The 16,599-nt window shown below is 63.7% G+C and carries 20 protein-coding genes; 13 read left to right on the forward strand and 7 right to left on the reverse strand.

All coding sequences use genetic code 11. The features are described 5' to 3' along the window. Window positions 1-149: 149 nt before the first annotated feature. A complete protein-coding gene (locus tag JQ604_RS28225; RefSeq protein ID WP_212363954.1) occupies window positions 150-818 on the forward strand; it encodes a Crp/Fnr family transcriptional regulator in 669 nt (222 codons plus the stop codon). Next, window positions 815-1,711 (forward strand): DUF6537 domain-containing protein, encoded by an 897-nt coding sequence (locus JQ604_RS28230; RefSeq protein WP_212363955.1) that lies wholly within the window; start codon window positions 815-817, stop codon window positions 1,709-1,711. The genes JQ604_RS28225 and JQ604_RS28230 overlap by 4 nt, the downstream gene beginning before the upstream one ends. Before the next feature lie 143 nt (window positions 1,712-1,854). On the opposite strand, the gene JQ604_RS28235 is transcribed toward JQ604_RS28230, so the two are convergent. The 3 genes from JQ604_RS28235 to JQ604_RS28245 form a co-directional block, all read right to left on the reverse strand. After that, entirely contained in the window at window positions 1,855-2,076 is a 222-nt protein-coding gene (locus tag JQ604_RS28235) for a hypothetical protein (protein WP_212363956.1), read from the reverse strand. 88 nt (window positions 2,077-2,164) lie between these two features. Continuing rightward, a complete protein-coding gene (locus JQ604_RS28240; protein ID WP_212363957.1) occupies window positions 2,165-2,395 on the reverse strand; it encodes a hypothetical protein in 231 nt (76 codons plus the stop codon). A gap of 45 nt (window positions 2,396-2,440) precedes the next feature. Further along, the gene (locus JQ604_RS28245) at window positions 2,441-2,635 is read right to left on the reverse strand and encodes a hypothetical protein (protein WP_212363958.1); all 195 of its coding nucleotides are present in this window, start codon (window positions 2,633-2,635) and stop codon (window positions 2,441-2,443) included. 235 nt (window positions 2,636-2,870) lie between these two features. Between JQ604_RS28245 and JQ604_RS28250 the strand changes: the two genes are divergently transcribed. Together JQ604_RS28250 and JQ604_RS28255 are read left to right on the forward strand one after the other, a co-directional pair. Then, on the forward strand, window positions 2,871-3,077 hold the full coding sequence (locus JQ604_RS28250; RefSeq protein ID WP_212363959.1) for a hypothetical protein: 207 nt from the start codon (window positions 2,871-2,873) through the stop codon (window positions 3,075-3,077). 82 nt (window positions 3,078-3,159) lie between these two features. After that, window positions 3,160-3,522 (forward strand): PRC-barrel domain-containing protein, encoded by a 363-nt coding sequence (locus JQ604_RS28255; RefSeq protein ID WP_212363960.1) that lies wholly within the window; start codon window positions 3,160-3,162, stop codon window positions 3,520-3,522. A 184-nt stretch (window positions 3,523-3,706) separates the two neighbouring features. Here the strand turns inward: JQ604_RS28255 and JQ604_RS28260 are convergent, their stop codons facing one another. After that, on the reverse strand, window positions 3,707-3,892 hold the full coding sequence (locus tag JQ604_RS28260; RefSeq protein WP_212363961.1) for a hypothetical protein: 186 nt from the start codon (window positions 3,890-3,892) through the stop codon (window positions 3,707-3,709). 367 nt (window positions 3,893-4,259) lie between these two features. On the opposite strand from JQ604_RS28260, the gene JQ604_RS28265 reads away from it, so the two are divergent. Both JQ604_RS28265 and JQ604_RS28270 read left to right on the forward strand, forming a co-directional pair. Then, on the forward strand, window positions 4,260-4,997 hold the full coding sequence (locus JQ604_RS28265; protein WP_212363962.1) for a Crp/Fnr family transcriptional regulator: 738 nt from the start codon (window positions 4,260-4,262) through the stop codon (window positions 4,995-4,997). Window positions 4,998-5,054: 57 nt separating this feature from the next. Then, a complete protein-coding gene (locus JQ604_RS28270) occupies window positions 5,055-6,152 on the forward strand; it encodes a sensor histidine kinase (RefSeq protein ID WP_212363963.1) in 1,098 nt (365 codons plus the stop codon). A 22-nt stretch (window positions 6,153-6,174) separates the two neighbouring features. Here JQ604_RS28270 and JQ604_RS28275 read toward each other — a convergent pair whose 3' ends face one another. Next, window positions 6,175-6,474 (reverse strand): hypothetical protein, encoded by a 300-nt coding sequence (locus JQ604_RS28275; protein WP_212363964.1) that lies wholly within the window; start codon window positions 6,472-6,474, stop codon window positions 6,175-6,177. Window positions 6,475-6,638: 164 nt separating this feature from the next. Here JQ604_RS28275 and JQ604_RS28280 point away from each other — a divergent pair, with 164 nt between their 5' ends. Continuing rightward, window positions 6,639-6,785, forward strand: coding sequence for a hypothetical protein (locus tag JQ604_RS28280; RefSeq protein WP_212363965.1), 147 nt, complete (start codon window positions 6,639-6,641; stop codon window positions 6,783-6,785). A gap of 17 nt (window positions 6,786-6,802) precedes the next feature. Here the strand turns inward: JQ604_RS28280 and JQ604_RS28285 are convergent, their stop codons facing one another. After that, complete coding sequence (locus tag JQ604_RS28285; RefSeq protein ID WP_212363966.1) at window positions 6,803-7,441, reverse strand: TetR/AcrR family transcriptional regulator; 639 nt, start codon at window positions 7,439-7,441, stop codon at window positions 6,803-6,805. A 168-nt stretch (window positions 7,442-7,609) separates the two neighbouring features. Here JQ604_RS28285 and JQ604_RS28290 point away from each other — a divergent pair, with 168 nt between their 5' ends. The 6 genes from JQ604_RS28290 to JQ604_RS28315 all read left to right on the forward strand — a co-directional run bounded on the left by JQ604_RS28290 (window position 7,610) and on the right by JQ604_RS28315 (window position 14,697). Continuing rightward, a complete protein-coding gene (locus JQ604_RS28290) occupies window positions 7,610-9,133 on the forward strand; it encodes a hypothetical protein (RefSeq protein ID WP_212363967.1) in 1,524 nt (507 codons plus the stop codon). After that, entirely contained in the window at window positions 9,127-9,627 is a 501-nt protein-coding gene (locus tag JQ604_RS28295) for an SCO family protein (RefSeq protein ID WP_212363968.1), read from the forward strand. Before JQ604_RS28290 ends, JQ604_RS28295 begins: the two co-directional genes overlap by 7 nt. A 138-nt stretch (window positions 9,628-9,765) precedes the next feature. Further along, the gene (locus tag JQ604_RS28300; RefSeq protein WP_212364066.1) at window positions 9,766-10,908 is read left to right on the forward strand and encodes a hypothetical protein; all 1,143 of its coding nucleotides are present in this window, start codon (window positions 9,766-9,768) and stop codon (window positions 10,906-10,908) included. 470 nt (window positions 10,909-11,378) lie between these two features. Next, the gene (locus tag JQ604_RS42055) at window positions 11,379-13,382 is read left to right on the forward strand and encodes a S9 family peptidase (protein WP_212363969.1); all 2,004 of its coding nucleotides are present in this window, start codon (window positions 11,379-11,381) and stop codon (window positions 13,380-13,382) included. A gap of 889 nt (window positions 13,383-14,271) precedes the next feature. Next, entirely contained in the window at window positions 14,272-14,478 is a 207-nt protein-coding gene (locus tag JQ604_RS28310) for a hypothetical protein (protein ID WP_212363970.1), read from the forward strand. Between the two features lie 9 nt (window positions 14,479-14,487). Next, window positions 14,488-14,697: a hypothetical protein gene (locus JQ604_RS28315; protein ID WP_212363971.1), complete on the forward strand. Its 210-nt coding sequence runs from the start codon at window positions 14,488-14,490 to the stop codon at window positions 14,695-14,697. Window positions 14,698-14,703: 6 nt separating this feature from the next. Here JQ604_RS28315 and JQ604_RS28320 read toward each other — a convergent pair whose 3' ends face one another. Continuing rightward, window positions 14,704-16,095 (reverse strand): TAXI family TRAP transporter solute-binding subunit, encoded by a 1,392-nt coding sequence (locus tag JQ604_RS28320; protein ID WP_212364067.1) that lies wholly within the window; start codon window positions 16,093-16,095, stop codon window positions 14,704-14,706. Window positions 16,096-16,599 lie beyond the last annotated feature (504 nt).

The following is a 16,599-nucleotide window of genomic DNA, read 5'->3' on the forward strand; positions in this document are numbered from 1 at the left end:
AGTGAATTTGACCCCTCAAACGTGAGAATCCCGACAAAACGTCGCGTTTTCCCCGTATATCAGGAATGTAAGCCGGTGTTTGCGACCGCGGCCGCGCATCGGCGACTAATAGAGCGACATTCACTTCTTGAGAAATTGGTTGGTTTCCGATGGATACCTCTCACCTCGCACAGCACGCTGGCGCCGCCGGCAGTTTCTTCGCGTCGATCTTCGTGGTCGCGACGCTGTCGATGCGGACCATGATCCCGCTACGCGTCTTCGCCATCCTGACCAACATCGTGCTGATCGTCACTGCGATTCCGACGCACAACTATGCGACGCTGATCCTGCACGCCATCCTGCTGCCGATGAACACCTACCGCCTGCACCAGATGCTGCAGCTGGTCCGCGACGTGAAGAAGTCGGTCAACAGCGACCTGTCGATGGAGTGGCTGAAGCCGTTCACCACCGAGCGGAAATGCACGGCGGGCGAGGTGCTGTTCTACAAGGACGAGAAGGCCGACAGCATGTTCTACATCACCTCCGGCCGCTTCCGCCTGGTCGAGTCCGGCATCGAGCTGCCGGTCGGCGCCATCGTCGGCGAGTTCGGCATGCTGTCGCCGACCAACACGCGCACCCAGACGCTGGAATGCATCGAGAGCGGCATGGTGCTGTCGGTGACCTATGACCAGGTCGAGCAGCTCTATGTGCAGAACCCGGCCTTCGGCTTCTACTTCCTGCGGCTCGCCAGCGCCCGGCTGTTCCAGAACATCGCGACCCTGGAGCAGCGGCTGGCCCAGCACACCGCCCCGCAGGTGGTCGAGCCGAAGCCCGCATGAGCACCGGAGGCACTGCATTGCCGGATGACGACGGTCTGCTGGCTTCGCTGCGTTACCTGTTCTCCGACATCATCGGCGAGCAGGACGATACGCCGCCCCTGCTGCCCGAGGCGCTGCCGGCGGCGCTCGCGCCCGCCGTCAGCGACGCCATCCATCTGTTGATCGACTATCAGGGCGTGTCCTACGCCAAGCTCTATGTCGATCGCCTGAAGCGCTTCGTCGGCCGCCGCGGTGTCGACGAGGCGATGCTGGCCGACATCGCGCAATTGATGGCGCAGCGCATGGCCTATCAGGATCCGATCAGGCTCGCGCAGCAGAAGCTGGTCGAGCTCGAGGAGGCGCAGCGGCGCTTCCAGCCGCGCTCGGCCGACGACGTCAAGAAATTCCGCGTCGACGAGATGGTCGGCGCGCTGCCTGCGGTCGTCGCCGATCCCATGCTGGCCGTGCTGGAGAAGTTCGGCTGGGTCCGCAAGAACGTCTCGATCCGCTTCAGCGCCAACAGTCCGTTCAGCGTGCGCCGGCTGAAGATGGAGGCGGGCCTGAAGCGTTGGCGGCTGTTCTCGGTGCGCTATGCCTCCGAGCGGGTCTGGGTCGAGCGCTGGCTGCACATGATCGACCGCAGCCTGACCAAGCAGCCGAAAGCCGCGACGGCGGTGATCGAGACCGCGACCATGATCCAGGGTTTTGGCGATCCCTACCGCCAGGGCATTGCCGATTGGCACGCCATCATCGACGGCCTGGCGAAGCCGACCTTCGACGGGGCACTGGCGCTGTCGGATCTCGCGGCCGCGATCTTGGAAGCCCGCGTCGCCGTGATGCCCGACCCGCGGCAGGCCGCGCTGAAGCGCAAGATCGCGGAGATTCGCGCAAAGGTGCCGGTCGCGACGAACTGATCGTTTGTAGGGTGGGCAAAGGAGCGAAGCGACGTGCCCACCGTCCACGGCGTGCTCGCGATGGTGGGCACGCTCTCATGTCGTGTGTGGAAATACCGCCCGCGTGAGCGCTTTGCCCACCCTACCGATTCCGCCCGACAAGCTCACCGCTCGTAGCGCGGCGGGTCGTCGTAGCCGTGGCGGCTCGAATAGAACAACAGGCCCATCAGCGCGACGCCGACGATCGCGAGCAGGGCGGTCGCGACGCCGAACACGACATAGCCATAGGTCGGTACCGCCGCATCGGGCAGTTCCATGCCTTCATAGGCGTAGATGCCGACGACGGCGAGAAGGGCCAGCAGGCCGATGCTGATTGCAAGTCGCACGTTGATCTGCCTCGGTTCCTCGCGGGTCGTGATCGCTGCACTGCGAATCAATCCCTCGCAAGGCCGACAGGGCTGGTCATTCGACCGATCATTTCGCCGCGACAGCTCGCTTCGCCAGCGCGGCTTTATCGAGTGCGTCCTGGCCTGCCGCGGTCAGTTCCGTGAGCGTCGTCCTGCCGCTCTCGGCGCATTTGATGATGTGTCTGGCAACGTATTTGCGGGTGGCATGTTCCTCGCCGTGCGGCATCGCCTGGCAGATCTGGTCGAGTGCCATGTCCATCGCGGCGAGGGTGCGCGAATCGAACTGTTCCTTGATCATCGCAAGCTCTCCCGGCGGCTGTGATGTCTTGCGTATGTCTTGCGGCTATTTGTGGAGCGTCAGCAGTTCGCTGACCTCCATCACGGTCTCGGTCTGTCGTGCTTTACGCATCAACGCCTCACGCTCACGTCCCGGCGGCAGGCGGCGCGCCTCGATCCGGACCTGGGTGGCGAATTTCTGCAGGCGATCTTCAAACGATCCGGCTGGCCGGATTCGGTTGCGCTTCTTCTTGTTGGGCACTGCCGTCTCCCGATAAGAGCACGAATGCTAGGCGGGTTCCTGCGGCGCGTCGTTAACCTATGACAGCGCAGGCGCGGCAAAAACGCGCGCGTGAGGTGAGGAACGAATGCCGCGGCCATGCGTAACCCAACGCGTCCGCTGTTTGCCCCCCGAGAGCAGCGGACCACTCCGGTGAAGGGCCCCGGCGAATTTTGTCGTCGGGGCCCTCGTCGTTTCAAGCCAGGGAGAACCGCACATGGTGCATTCGCAGCACGGTATCGTCAGGGACGACAAGGGCCAGGAACAGCCGGCCGACAAGCGGCGCGCGCAGACTGTGCACAAGGCCGATCCGAACAAGTCTGTCTCGCGCGAAGCGACGCGCGATCCCGGGCTCAGCGATGCCGAGAAGACGCCGGGCTCCGGCATGGTGCCCGACAACAAGGGCGATGCGCCGACCGGCTGATGCCGGCGCAAGCGAAATGCCGCTGGAACGATCGCATCGAGCGCCTGTTGCCCTTCCACGACACCAACCAAGGGAGAGCCACATGGCGATGGACGACAAGGAAATCGGCAATCTGATCGGCAGCGACAAGGTCGAAGGCACCGCGGTCTACGGCGCGGACGAGAGCAAGATCGGTTCGATCGAGCGCGTGATGATCGACAAGGTTTCTGGCCGCGTGTCCTACGCGGTGCTCGGCTTCGGCGGCATCCTCGGCCTCGGCAATGATCACTATCCGCTGCCCTGGCAGTCGCTGAAATACGACACGCGGCTCGGCGGCTACGTCACCGGCGTCACCGAGACGCAGCTTCGCGGCGCTCCGAGATACGGCAGTGATCGCGACTGGAATTGGAGCGATACCGGCAGGACGCGTGCGGTCAATGACTACTACGGCGTGCCGGTGGTCTAGAACGGAGCACGCAACATGAAAGCGCTGGCCGCCGTCGCAAGCACGATGAAGCCGGTGGCGGTCAGCACGAGACAGGCTTTTTCGAACAAGGACATTGGCGCCCCTCGGCGTCGAATCGGATGAGCGCCGCGAGTCTGAACCAACGCGCGGCTTGCGTCGCTAACCTGAGATATGCGGAACCCGGTCAGGTCGGGCTCGTGTCGTTGGAGAATTTCGCGACCATGCGCGTGCCCTGCCAGACCTCGATATCGGGATCGCTGAGCCGTCGACGCGCGACCTTGACGGCCTCCGCGTCGTCTGCGCAGTCGAGGTCGAGCCGATCCGTGATGTGTCCGCTCACATCCAGAACGTAAACCCGATAGTCCGCCATGCGCCGTTCCCCAAGGAAGCCGAGCTTTACGGAACGGAGCGCATCGCGCACTAACCTATGTGATCGTGCGGCTTGAATCCGGCGGCTGTGGCGCGTCTGCAGCGCGTCCGATTTGTGCGATGCTGCAGGCGGTCAACAGGAACCCCGCGCCGGTCGCAGGCGTTCTCATAGGTTAATTCCAGAGCTGACCGTCAGCTGGAACGTTGGCCCTTCAGCGAAGCCGCAACAGGCTGCCCCGGAGCGACCGCATCCGGTCTCTCCGGCGAATTGCTGAGCTGTGTCGTGAAGCGATACGCGTGGAATCTAACATACGTTATTGAAATCCGGCCGACGGTTACCCGATGAACACGCGGGGAGACTGATGTCGTTGGCGTCGCTAATTCGGAAATTAGAGCAGTTCGTACGGCTGTCGCCGACCGACCATGCCATCCTCGGCCGTGCGGCCGCAGAGCGGGTGCGCCACCTTCCGGCGCGCGTCGACATCGTGCGCGAGGGCGACAAGCCGAGGGACGTGCATCTGATCCTCGCCGGCTGGGCCTGCCGCTACAAGCAGCTGGAAGACGGCCGCCGCCAGGTGGTGGCGTTCTTCCTGCCCGGCGACATCTGCGACGTGAACATCTTCATCCTGCGCGAGATGGATCACTCGATCGGCACCATCACGCCGGTCTCGGTCGCCGACCTCTCGCGCGAATTTTTCGACACCGTCGCCGCCGGTCATCCCCGCATCGTCACCGCCTTCTGGTGGGAAACCCTGGTCAACGCCGCGATCCAGCGCGAATGGACCATGAATCTCGGGCAACGCACCGCGTCGGAACGCATGGCCCATCTGCTGTGCGAGATTTTCCTGCGGCTGCGGCTGGGCGGCCTCACCAATGGCGAGGGCTGTGACTTCCCGTTGACGCAGGCGGACCTTGCTGATGCGACCGGGCTGTCGAAAGTGCATGTCAACCGCACCCTGCAGGAACTTCGCGCCGCCGATCTTATTGTTCTCAAAGGAAAAACACTTGTCGTGCCGGATCTCGGCCGCCTGATGCAGGCCGGATTGTTCAACCCGAACTATCTGCACATGGAGCATGAGGGCCGGCAGCTCGATGCCAACGAATAGACGGTAGTCGGCCGTAGGGCCTCCCTGCCATTCCACTCCTGGACCAGGGATTTGGCGATGCCCGAGAACACACCTGGCGGTGACGATGAACGTGATGGCCCGCCGGCGTCAGGCAGCGGATCTCCGCAGAACAGCCTGGATCAGGTCGATCTTGCCCGCGCCTTGCGCGAGGCCGAGGCGCGCTTCGCCTGCTTTGGCGAAATCTCGACGGACGTGCTCTGGATTCGCAACGCCGATACCCTGCAATGGGAGTACCTGAGTCCGGCGTTCGAGCAGGTGTTCGGCGCGCCGCGCGACACTGCGCTTGCCGGGCAGGATTGGATCCAATGGGCCGAGTTCATCCTGGAGGATGATCGACAGCAGGCGCTCGGCCACATTGGCCGGGTCTGCGATGGGGAGCGGGCTGTGTTCGAGTGCCGCATCCGCCGCGCCGCCGATGGCGCAACGCGGTGGCTGCGTCACAGCGCCTTCCCGATGCACGACGAGCACGGCCATGTCACGCGCATCGGCTGCATCGGGCAGGACATCAGCGCGCTCAAGCACGCCGCCGACCGGCAGCAAGCCCTGCTCTGGGAGTTGCAGCACCGCGTGCGCAACACGCTGGCGGTGATCCGCGTCCTCGTGCAGCGGACCGCCGAGAGCAGCAAGACGGTGCAGGACTTCGCCAATCATCTGGATGGCCGCATCGCGGCGCTCTCCCGGATCAAGGCCGCGATCCACCGCGACCCGCTGGCCGGCTTCGATCTCGCCGAGCTGGTGTTCGACGCGCTGCTCGGCTGTGCCGCGCACGAGGGCGAGCACTTCACGCTCGACGGTCCGCAATTGCGGCTCGACGCCAAGGCGGCGGAAAGCATGGGGCTCGCCTTCCACGAGCTTGCGACCAACGCCGTCGAGCACGGCGCCTTCACCAGCCGGCTTGGCCGGGTCGAGGTGCGGTGGCGGCTGGAGCCGCGCGGCGCGGTGTCCTGGCTGGTGCTGGATTGGGTCGAGCGCGGCATGCAGGGGCGCGCGGTCGTGCCATCACGCGAGGGATTTGGCACCGCGCTGTTGCAGCGTCTCCTGCGCGACAATCTCAATGCCGAGGTGACGCGCCGGTTCGAGCCCGACGGGTTCAACTGCACGATCGCGTTTCCGCTGCCGGCGCATGTGCCGTGACGGCACAGGGCAAGGCATACGCCTAGTCCTCGTCCTCGCCTTCTTCTCGGCCGGCGCTTTGCCGCCGCCCGGCGAATGAGCGGGAGGTGCCGGCGGAGCCCGTCCCGGCTAGCGACGCCACTTCGAGCTCACGGAGCTCCTTCCGGATCCGGCGTGCCGTCGTCATGGCGCGCTTGATATTGGTGTCCGGCGAATAATCCTCGAAGAACAGGATGACCTCGCAGGTCGGGCATTGCCTGGAATAGCCGCCCCGCAGCCGCGCCGCCCGCTCGCGGAAGACGGATTTGCACCTTGTGCAGTGGACTTGAACGCTGTCGTCCATGGCAATGACCAGAAATGAAATTGAGGCTACTCAACCCGGAAAGTCCAAACAAAGTGCAAATGTCGGGCCCTGGATTCGCCGGCAACCGTGGGCGTGAGGCGCCGCCGCGGCAGGCGAATCTGCTACGGTGGTTCGATCCAACGACGGGGGCAGGGGCCCGCGGCATGAACAAGCGTGATCTGGCCTTTGTGGCGCTGTGCCTTGCGGGAGCCCTGCTGTGTGGCACCTGGAGCGTCAAGCTCGGCGTCGACTACTACCGCTCGCACCAGGCGCCGACGGACCTCAGTAGCTCGCATCGGCAGGCGAAGTAGCCGCTCCTGGCGAGACGTCAATTCGCGGAGACCTGCGCGATGAGCTCGGGCATCGGGCGCGCGACGATCTCACGTGCTTCGTCATCGTCGATCGAGAGCGCCTTGAGCAGCATCACGCACAGGGCATCGCCATAGCGCGTCGAACGGGCCTCCTGCAGAACGGCGCGCAGGCCCGAACGGACCGAGCCGACGACGAGATCGCGCGCTGCGAAGAGATCGTCGAACCGGAAGCGGCCCTGCTCGCGGCCGATCTCGAGATCGGGCCTGGGATATTGCAGAAGATCCTCCGAGATCGCCTCGCTGTCGCCAGACATGGAGTAGACCAGCCATCCCCACGCCTCGTTCCGGGCGGCACAGGCGAACACGAGCCGTGCCTCGGTCGCGAGCCGCTCGGCGGGATCTGTCAGGCCTTCGCACGCGCGCTGAATTTGAAAGAAAGGAGCGCGGCCGATCGACGCCCAGAGATCGTCGAGCAGCTCCTTCCGCGTCGAATAATGGTTGTAGAAGGTGCCGCGCGAGACGCCGGCCGCTTGAATGAAATCGTCGATATTGGCCCTGGCCTCCCCGAGCTCCGCGATCACGCGCGCGCTGGCGGCCAGCAGTTTCTGCCGCGTGCGCTCGCGGCGCTCAGCCCCGATCTCCTGCCGCCTGTTCATGCCGATTCCGCAAGAAAGTTGTCCCTGTATTGGAAGCACCTCCAGTTTGATTTGACAAGATACGTTCATAATGACAAAATATGTATAATTTGAAGTGGACGGACAAGACGCTCGGCAATTGCCGAGCATGCAGGCCTTGGTCACGCTCGCCATCGAGAGGAGACGCTGATGTCCGCGATCTCAGTCGCGCCTGCTGCCGCTCCGCTGCAATGGGCCGAGCAGCTTCCCGAGCTCGATGCCCTCCAGCTTGGCGCGTTGCGCCGCATGTTGAATCTGGCCGATCAGCTTCCGGATGACTGGTCGGGCATGCAGGGCCCGACCACGATGCAGGAGGATTTCGGCGGACTCCGTTTCCAGCTCGCCTATATGAGCTATGCGCTGGCGCTTGCCCATGTGCATCGCCTGCCGGCGGCGCCGGGCCTGTTCAAAAAGCCCTTCGCGCAGTTGATCGAAAAGATGCTGTCACCGGACGTCTGGGCCTATTGGCACTATGTCAGCACCGGCAACGGTCCGATCAATCGCAGCCAGGGTGAGCTGCCCGCGCAATGGAATCCGGTGGGCAAGGACAACATCATGTACAGCGCCTACATCCAGTCGATGGCGCTGATGTACCACTATCTCTTCCGCGACGCCCGCTACGCGAAGGACGGCGCCTTGACCTTCGCCGTATCGTCGATGTTCTGGGGCGATGGCAGCCTGCGTTTTCCCTATGACGAGCGCTCGCTCAACGAGCATCTCTACTGGAGCATGGTCGAACGCGGCTTCCTCGGCATCGCCTGCGAGCCGAACTGCGTTTTCCAGATCTGCAATCAGCCTGCGATCATCGGCTTTCGCATGCATGATTTGGTCTACGGCACCTCGCATGCATCCGAAGTGATGGACGGTTACGACAAGGCCTGGGCGGATTTCGGCGTGCTCACCGAGAGCGGCCACTTCAACATGATGGTGATGGAGCAGGAGCGCGTCGTGGTGACGCCGCCCGATGCGCCCTGGGTCGATTTCTGGCTCGCAGCCCTCATGCACGCCTGGAAGCCCGAGCTGGTCGCCGAGCGCTTTCCCGCGCACATCGCGCGCTGGGCGATCGAAGCGCCGCACGACACGTTGTGGATCCGGCCCGCCGTCCAGCGCAAGCTCGACATGTCGCCGATCATCTCTGCGCGCGATCACGGCTGGGCCGCGGTCGCAGCCGCGGAAGTCGGCGACGAGACAACGCTCGCCCGTCTGCTCGGTTACGCCGACCGGTTCATGAATCCGGTGCGCGAAAACGGCGCCTATTATTATCCGCGTCGCGATGAGCATTTCGACGCGCAGGGGCGCCTGTCCGTGATGGATCCGCACACCGGCAATGTGCTGCTCGGCTATGCGCGGCTCAATGTGAAGGATGGCTTGCGAAAACTGTTCGAGGGCCCGCTGACCGACGCCCATTTCGCCGCACCTGCGCTGGCGTCGCTCTCGAAGGGCATCGATGTGCGCCGCGCGAGCTATGACGCGGAGCGGCGCATGCTGGCGCTGACGCTTGAACCCTGCGCAGGCCGGGTCGACGCCTGCCTCGCCTTCGACAATGCCGTGCAGAACGGCATGCCCGAGGTGATCCATGACGGCAGCGATGCGCCGCGCGTGAGCGTCGAGGGCGATCGGCTGGAAATGCGCTTCGACATGTCGCGCCGCACCAGCCTCGTCCTTGCATGGTAGGCGCACCGGACCACCCGACCTTCACGCTGACCGACCATTTCGGCAACGAGGTCAGCGAGACGGATTTTCACGGGGCTTTCCAACTGGTCTATTTCGGCTTCACCTCATGCCGCGTGGTGTGCCCGCGCGCGCTGGCCAAACTGTCCGGCGTTCTCGATGCGCTCGGTGATGAAGCCGCCGGGCAGATCACGCCGCTCTACATCACGGTCGATCCGGCCCGCGACACGCCGGAAAAAATGAAGGCCTATCTGGAGGCGGACTACCCGCGTTTCCTGGGCCTGACCGGTCCGGACGCCGCCATCGACGATGCGAAACGATGCTTCCGGATCTTCGCGCAGCGCAAATCCGATCCCGCCGATCCCGACGGCTACCAGATCGCGCACACCGCCATCGCCTACCTGCTCGACCGCAACGGCGAGTATCTCGATCATTTCCCCGATGCGATGGAGGCGACGAAGATCGTCGAGCGGATTCGGTTTCACCTGGCGCAGTGACCATCCTGCCGGAGATCCACCACGCAAGCACCCGTGGCGATGTGGATAGGGTGGAATAAGCCGAACAAACTGTATTACCTTGCTTCCGCGGCCAATCGGCGATGCGCTATCGACCTCTGTTCCAAGGACCAGTCCCTCGTGAGCGAATATCAATACTACGAGTTTCTGGCGATCGATCGGCCTCTCGACAAGGCTGCGCAGGCCGCGTTGCGATCGATTTCCGAACGCGCGCGCATCACTTCGACGAGCTTCGTCAATCACTACGAATGGGGTGATCTCAAAGGCGATCCGAGCGAGTTCATGAAGCGCTGGTTCGACCTTCATCTGTATTTCGCGAACTGGAACGCGCGGCGCCTGATGCTGCGCGTGCCGACGCGATTGGTGAGCCGTACGGATCTCGAGCCTTTCCTTGGCGAGATCGACTGGGTCGGCGCGTCGACGTCCGGCGACAATCTGATCGTCGATCTTTGCCGTGAGGAAGCGGATGTCGATGACGACGACTGGCCTGATGGTCAGTTGGCCGCGCTTGCGCCGCTGCGTGCCGACGTCCTCTCGGGCGACTTCCGGATGTTCTATCTGGTGTGGCTGACTGCAGTTCAGGACGAGTCGCTTCCTGACGATGCAATCGAGCCGCTGCCGGGCATCGCTCCGCTGACCGGCGCGCTCGAGGCCTTTGCCGATTTTTTCGGAATTGACCCCGATCTCGTCGCGGCGGCAGCCCAGTCGGGGGCGAGCGATGCTGCGCAGTCCAAGGACGCGCTGCGCAAGCTCATCGCGGCCATTCCCGAAGCCGAAAAGACCGACCTGCTGCTCCGCGTCGTCGATGGCGAAGGCCACGTCGCCGCGGAGCTGAAGAACAGGCTTCGCCAAAAGAGCTCGACGCCGACCGCACGCCGCACGGCCGGTTCGTTGCGAATCCTGGCGAGGGAAATCGCGGAAGCGCGGGACCGCGCCGAAGCCAAACGTCGGGAGGCCGAGCGGCGGCGCCAGGCGGCGGCAGCGGAAAAAGCCCGTCGCGCGCGGATTGATCGTCTCAAGCAACGTGGCGCCGCCAGCGTCTGGCGCGAGATCGAGCAGGAGATCGAACGGCGCAACCCGACCGGCTACGACAACGCCATAGGTCTGCTGTCCGATCTTCAGGTCCTGGCCGGCGAAGAGGGGAGCCAGAATGATTTCGACCGTCGCCTCGCCGAGATGCGTGTGCGGCATGAGAAGAAGGTGAAGTTCATCGAGCGGCTGAACAATGGCCTTGGCGACGACGGCGACGCGAGACTGATCTGATCTTTTCGAGAATTGAGAGCGGGTCCGCCTACTCCGACTTTCGAACGGCGCGGCGTGGATGATGTCGCGGCAAGCCCGTACGGTGCCTATCGCAGTGTCCATCGCCATGCTGCGAAGATTGCGACGGAGATCGCATAGGCGGATGTGAGCATAATCCGCCGTTCTTCGCCGCGTCGGCCGGCGGATTATGCCTACGGCTAATCCGCTTTGCGGCCCTTGGCTTTGCTGTCGAGAAGGCGGGGTTTGGCATCTATTTGGTGATGTCTCTGGTGGGGTCCCGGTCGGCAGGGGCTGCTTGTTTCATGTCCGATCAGAAACAATTGCGCGTGCATGGCTATAACTGCAACCATTGCGTGATGTGGCAGCCTCGTCTAGCCTGATCGTCAACCCACGCTTGAACGCGTCGGCGCTATCGCAGGGGGCACGTCCGCAGATCGGATATCAAGCCACCGCAGCAAGGGAGACCTCTCGTGTTCGTCGCCCCGATCGATCGTCGTTTCTTCATGAAATCCGCCGCCGCTTTCACGGCGGCGTTGCCGTTTTCCCGTCCCCGATGCGCGCATGCGGCCGAAGCCGAGCTGATCGCCCGCCGGGTGCTGTTCGACGATCCCGACTATGGCAGCTTGACCGTCAGCCCGGACGGTTGGCACTTGTCCTGGCTCGCGCCGGTTGACGGCGTCCGTAACCTGTTCGTGGCGCGGATCGACGACCTCGCCTCCGCACGGCCCGTGACCCGCATCACCGATCGCAATGTCGCTCCGTTCTATCGCTGGGCGCAGACCAACAGCCATATCATCTTCTTCCAGGAGCATGACGGCGACGAGAACTGGCGGGCCTCCAGTGTCAATATTCGCAACAACGCCGTCACCGCGCTGTCGCCGGCGCAGGGCGTAAAGTCTCATTTGGTACAGATGGACCGCAAGTTTGCGACTGACGTGCTCCTGGCGCACAACGGCCGCGACAAGCGCTATTTCGATCTCTATCGGGTCAGCGTGCTGAACGGCTCGAGTGAGCTGCTCTACGAGAACAGGGAGTATGCCTGGTTCGTCTGCGATGGCGACTTCGAGCTGCGGCTCGGCGTTCGCTACGCCGCCGACGGCTCGGCGGAAGTGTTCGAACGGCACGCCAGCGGCACCTGGTCGCCTTTCATGAAATTTCCGATCGGCGACACCGACGGCACCGAGCTGCTGGAGTTCAGCGGCGACGGCAAGACGCTCTACATGATCGACACGAGCGGGCGCGACAAGGCCGCATTGGTTGCGGTGGACATGGCGACGAAGAAAAAGACGCTGCTCGCGTCCGACGACGAGGCCGATATCACGAATGTCAGCTTCTTCGCGCGCCGGCCGCTGGCGGCGCGCGCCGCGAAGGAGCGCGGACGCTGGCACACGGTCGATCCCGGCACCGTGCAGGATCTTTCGGACCTCTCAAACTACGCCTCGGGTGACGTCTATTTTGGCGGCCGCAGCTATGGCAACAAGGTGCTGTCCGCCTTTTTCGAGCGCGACGACAAGAGCGGCGAATTCGTGCTGCTCGACCGCGAGACCCGCCAGGTACGGCCGTTGTTCAAGCAGCGCAAGAAGCTGGACGGGCTCAAGCTGCAGCCGCTGGAGGCGGTGACGTTTCCGACGCGCGATGGGCTTCGTCTCAACGGTTATCTGACGCGCCCGATTCAAGCCGCCGCCGGTAAGGTTCCGCTGGTGCTGGTGATCCACGGCGGTCCCTATGCACGCGATTCCTGGGGCTTCAGTTCGGTGCATCAGTGGCTCGCCAATCGCGGCTACGCGGTGCTCAGCGTGAACTATCGCGGCTCGACCGGTTATGGCAAGGCGTTCGTCACCGTGGCGGACCACGAATGGGGCGGACGCATGCACGACGACCTGATCGACGCAGTCGATTGGGCGGTCGGACAAGGCTTTGCGGATCCCGCGCGGGTCGGCTTCTTCGGCGGCAGCTATGGCGGCTATTCGGCGCTGATGGCGGCGACCAAGACGCCGGATGTGTTTGCCTGCATCGTCGACCTCTTCGGCATTTCCAATCTGCAGACCTTCATGGCGACGATCCCGCCATACTGGCAGCCTTGGTTCAGCATCTGGAAGAACCGGCTGGGCAATCCGGACACCGATGACGGCCGCGCGCTTTTGGCCGAGCGGTCGCCGCTCAACCATCTCGAGCGAGCCACCAAGCCGATCCTGATCGCTCAGGGTTTGAAAGATGTCCGCGTGGTGGCGGCGGAATCGCAACAGATGGTCGACGCTCTGAAGAGCCGCAACGCCCCGGTGACTTACATTACTTTCCGCGACGAAGGTCACGGTTTCGTCCGGCCGGTCAATCGCTTCGCCTTCTACGCGGTAGCGGAAGCATTCCTCGCAAAACATCTCGGCGGTCGCTGCCAGCCCTTCGAGGGCGACCTCTCGAGCTCGACGATGAAGGTCGAAATCGGTGGAGATCTGGTGCCGGGGCTTACGGGGTAGCGCTGGTCGTTGCGATGGCGCCAGTCGCACGCGCAGCAACGGCGCTCGTGGCTCGACAAGTCTTTGATCCTGACCGTTGTGAGCGGCCGGCCTCGGATCGGCATCTGCGCCAAAAATCGAATTTGTCGAACGATCTCAATATGATTTGGGCTGTCCAGTCGTTTACGCAGAAATAATTCGCTTTATCGGAATGGCAAATCAGCCTATGATCCGCCCGTCTCACCCGACACGAGGGGCGTTTCGCGAACGTCAGGAACGTGGGTGCAGATGCGGTGGACGCTGAGTGTGCGACAGGCGTTGCGCACATGCGGCGGACGGCGAAGTCGTGTGGTCTTGCCGCCCCGACGCAGGTGGCAAATTCGTGAGAGGCCGATGCCCTCATGGACGACGGTGACAAACCAGCATGGTCTCGCCGGAGAGAGCACGTATAAGCCGTAAAACCATCGCGCAGGGAAGGCCGGGATGCCTCCGCCGAACCTGTATGCTCGCGTGCGCAATCTCTCTATCCATTGCGCGCGAGACCGCGGGTGCGGCGTGCACCCGGTCTTCCCTGCGCCCTCGGTATCGAGAGAGGGCGGAACGAAGTGAAAGACTCGGGCACATCATGTCGCGAGAATGCAAAACTGCATCCTCACTTCAGCTGTCATCGCCCGGCCTGTGCGCGATTGCGCACAAGGACCGGGCGACCCAGTACGCTACGGCTTTTGACACCGTTGTTTGACACTTGTACCAGAAAGCCACCCGCGTCTTCGCACCTGCACGCGCGGCGGTTCCCGTGCGCTCACGGAAATATTCATCGCGAAACGCACTCCGCTGATGTCACAGGTTAAGGACGCGCCTGGGTTGGAGGCGGATCATTCCTGCAACATGGCAGGAATGGAGGCGAGCAATGGCCACTGCCAATACCCCATACAGACGCGAGCCGCCCGTCGTCGATGCGCGGTTGAAGAAGGCGGCGGACGACGCGCGGACGAAGGCGCGGCGGCTGCCGAATGGACCACGACGCGATGCGCTCTTGAGAGAAGCAAGCCTGAACGAGACGCGGGCTCATCTCGAAGGCTGGGCAACCTCGTCCGGCCTGCAATCCCCGAAGTGAGGGCGGCCCATGGACCGCAGGACAGCGTGCCTCGCCCAGGCGTCGGCGTGCCGCGAACAGGCGGAGGCCGATCCGGCCAATCGCGACTACTGGGTCGATCAATCGATTCAATGGCTGGAGCGGGCGGCTGAATCCTGCGGCCACGTCGCCGTCAGCTATGAGACGCGGCGGGAGAGCGCGAGGACCGCCGGCGTGACACCGCGCGGGTCGTCCACATGATCCGGCTCACGCGCTCTGCGCGGTCTTCACCACCACGACATTGCTGTCGGTGCTGTCATCAGCCTCGACTGGCGGATGGCGGATCAGGTGATCCCGGCGCATCGCGATCTCGTCGCGGACCAGCTCATAGCCGAGCTTGAAGGTGTCGAGCCCGTCGCTGTTGATGGTGCCGTCGCGCAGGCCGACCACCGCATGGCGCAGGATCGTCTCGAGCTCGTCCTGCAGCTCGTCGAGATGGTCGAGGCACATCGCGTGCTCCATGCGCTCGCCGACGTCGAGGATCCGCCCGGCGAGCTCGCTCGCCCGCTCCGGCGCGACGCGGGTGACCTTGGTGTAGAGCGCGGCGAAGATCGAGCCGATGATGCTGAGCGCACCGGCGCCGAGATACATCACGTCGCTGTAGCGATCCATGAACGACTTGGTGTCGTCGTTGATGTATTCGGCCGCGCCCTGATGGGCGACGACGAAGGCGTCCTTGTCGGTCGCGGCAGGCTCGATCTTGGAGGCGAAGCCGTCGTCGAGCGCGAGCTCGGACTTGTTCTCGTAGATCAGGCGGGCGAGCTCGGCCGCGGTCGTGGTCGACATCCGCGATTGCGCCACCAGCAGCCACTCCAGCCCGATCGTGTCGACGTCGTCGTCGGGGATCGCGGGCGAGGACGACAGCATGCCGGTCGAGACGGTTTCCTCCGAGATTGCCGGATATTTGCGGGCCAGCGCCTTGGCCGAATCGATCCCGTTCAGCGTGAAGCCGGTTCGCTTGGCGTATTGCTCGTAGGTCTTGTCCTTCATGATCTTCGAGGCGTGCTCGATCGCGACCACCGCGCCGAAGCCGGAGGCGAACAGTCTGTCGAGGGAGGTGCCGGGCGAGGCGAGCTGCACGCGCTGCGCGGCGTCGGGGCTGTCGGAAATCTCGAGCGCAGTGCGGACGAAATTGGCGCTGTTCTCGCCGTCGCCGAGCACGGCGATCTTCTTCTTCTTGAGGTCCGCGACCGACTTGATCTTCTTGCCGCCCGGGCTCAGCACCAGCACGACGTCGTGCTCGAGGATCGCCAGCGTTCGGGCGCGCGGCGGCACCTTGGCGTCGGTGCGCAGGATGGCGAGATTGGCATTGCCGCGCTCGAACTGCTGCAACGCCTTGGTGTTGTCGGGGTTCGACGCGACCTTCAGCCGAAGCCGCGACGAATTGTTCTTGATCACGGTGGCGAGCCGGTTGGCGAACCTGGCCTCGGGGCCGCCGGGGGCGCCGACCGCGAACACGATGGTCTCCGAATTGCGCAGCCAGGCGCGGCCGCCCCAGACGGTTGCCGCCGACAGCAGCAAAGTGAGAAGCGTGAAGATCAGGATCTGGGCGCGGTTGCTCTTCACCACCCGTGCGCGAGGCTTCGGCATCGGCGGCATGGGCTTGGCGGCAGGCGACTTGGATTCAGACGACTTGGATTCAGGCGATTTGGATGCTGGCGATTTGGGGGCTTCAGCGCTCATGGCTCATAACCCGTTGTCCGGGGCTTTCGGCCCACGCCTCTCGCGGGTGCGGCGACTGCCCGGTGAATTCGTAAATGCCTATAAAAGAAAGAAAATTTCCGCTTGACCGCAATCATATCGCGCTGCCGCGTGATTGCAAACGGCGCCGCCGGAGTAACGTTAACTTATGGCGCGCCGTGCCGCGATGTCGCAGTGCGATCGCCGAGCGGGCACATCATGTGATTTTCAGACCACCCAGAGGTGCAATCCGCCGTTGGAAATGTCATAAATGCCGCAAGTTTTGCCAAGTGCCGCAAGAAGTGCCGGATTTGAGACGTGCTGACGGCCTGATCGATCGACTTAAGCGACCACTCAAATCCCAGCGAAGGACGTCAGCTTGTTTCCCTCCATGTCATCGTCGGTGTCGGTTGGTGCCCTCGT

Origin of the sequence: Bradyrhizobium jicamae, assembly GCF_018130695.1 — a bacterium.
Lineage (GTDB): Bacteria > Pseudomonadota > Alphaproteobacteria > Rhizobiales > Xanthobacteraceae > Bradyrhizobium > Bradyrhizobium jicamae_B.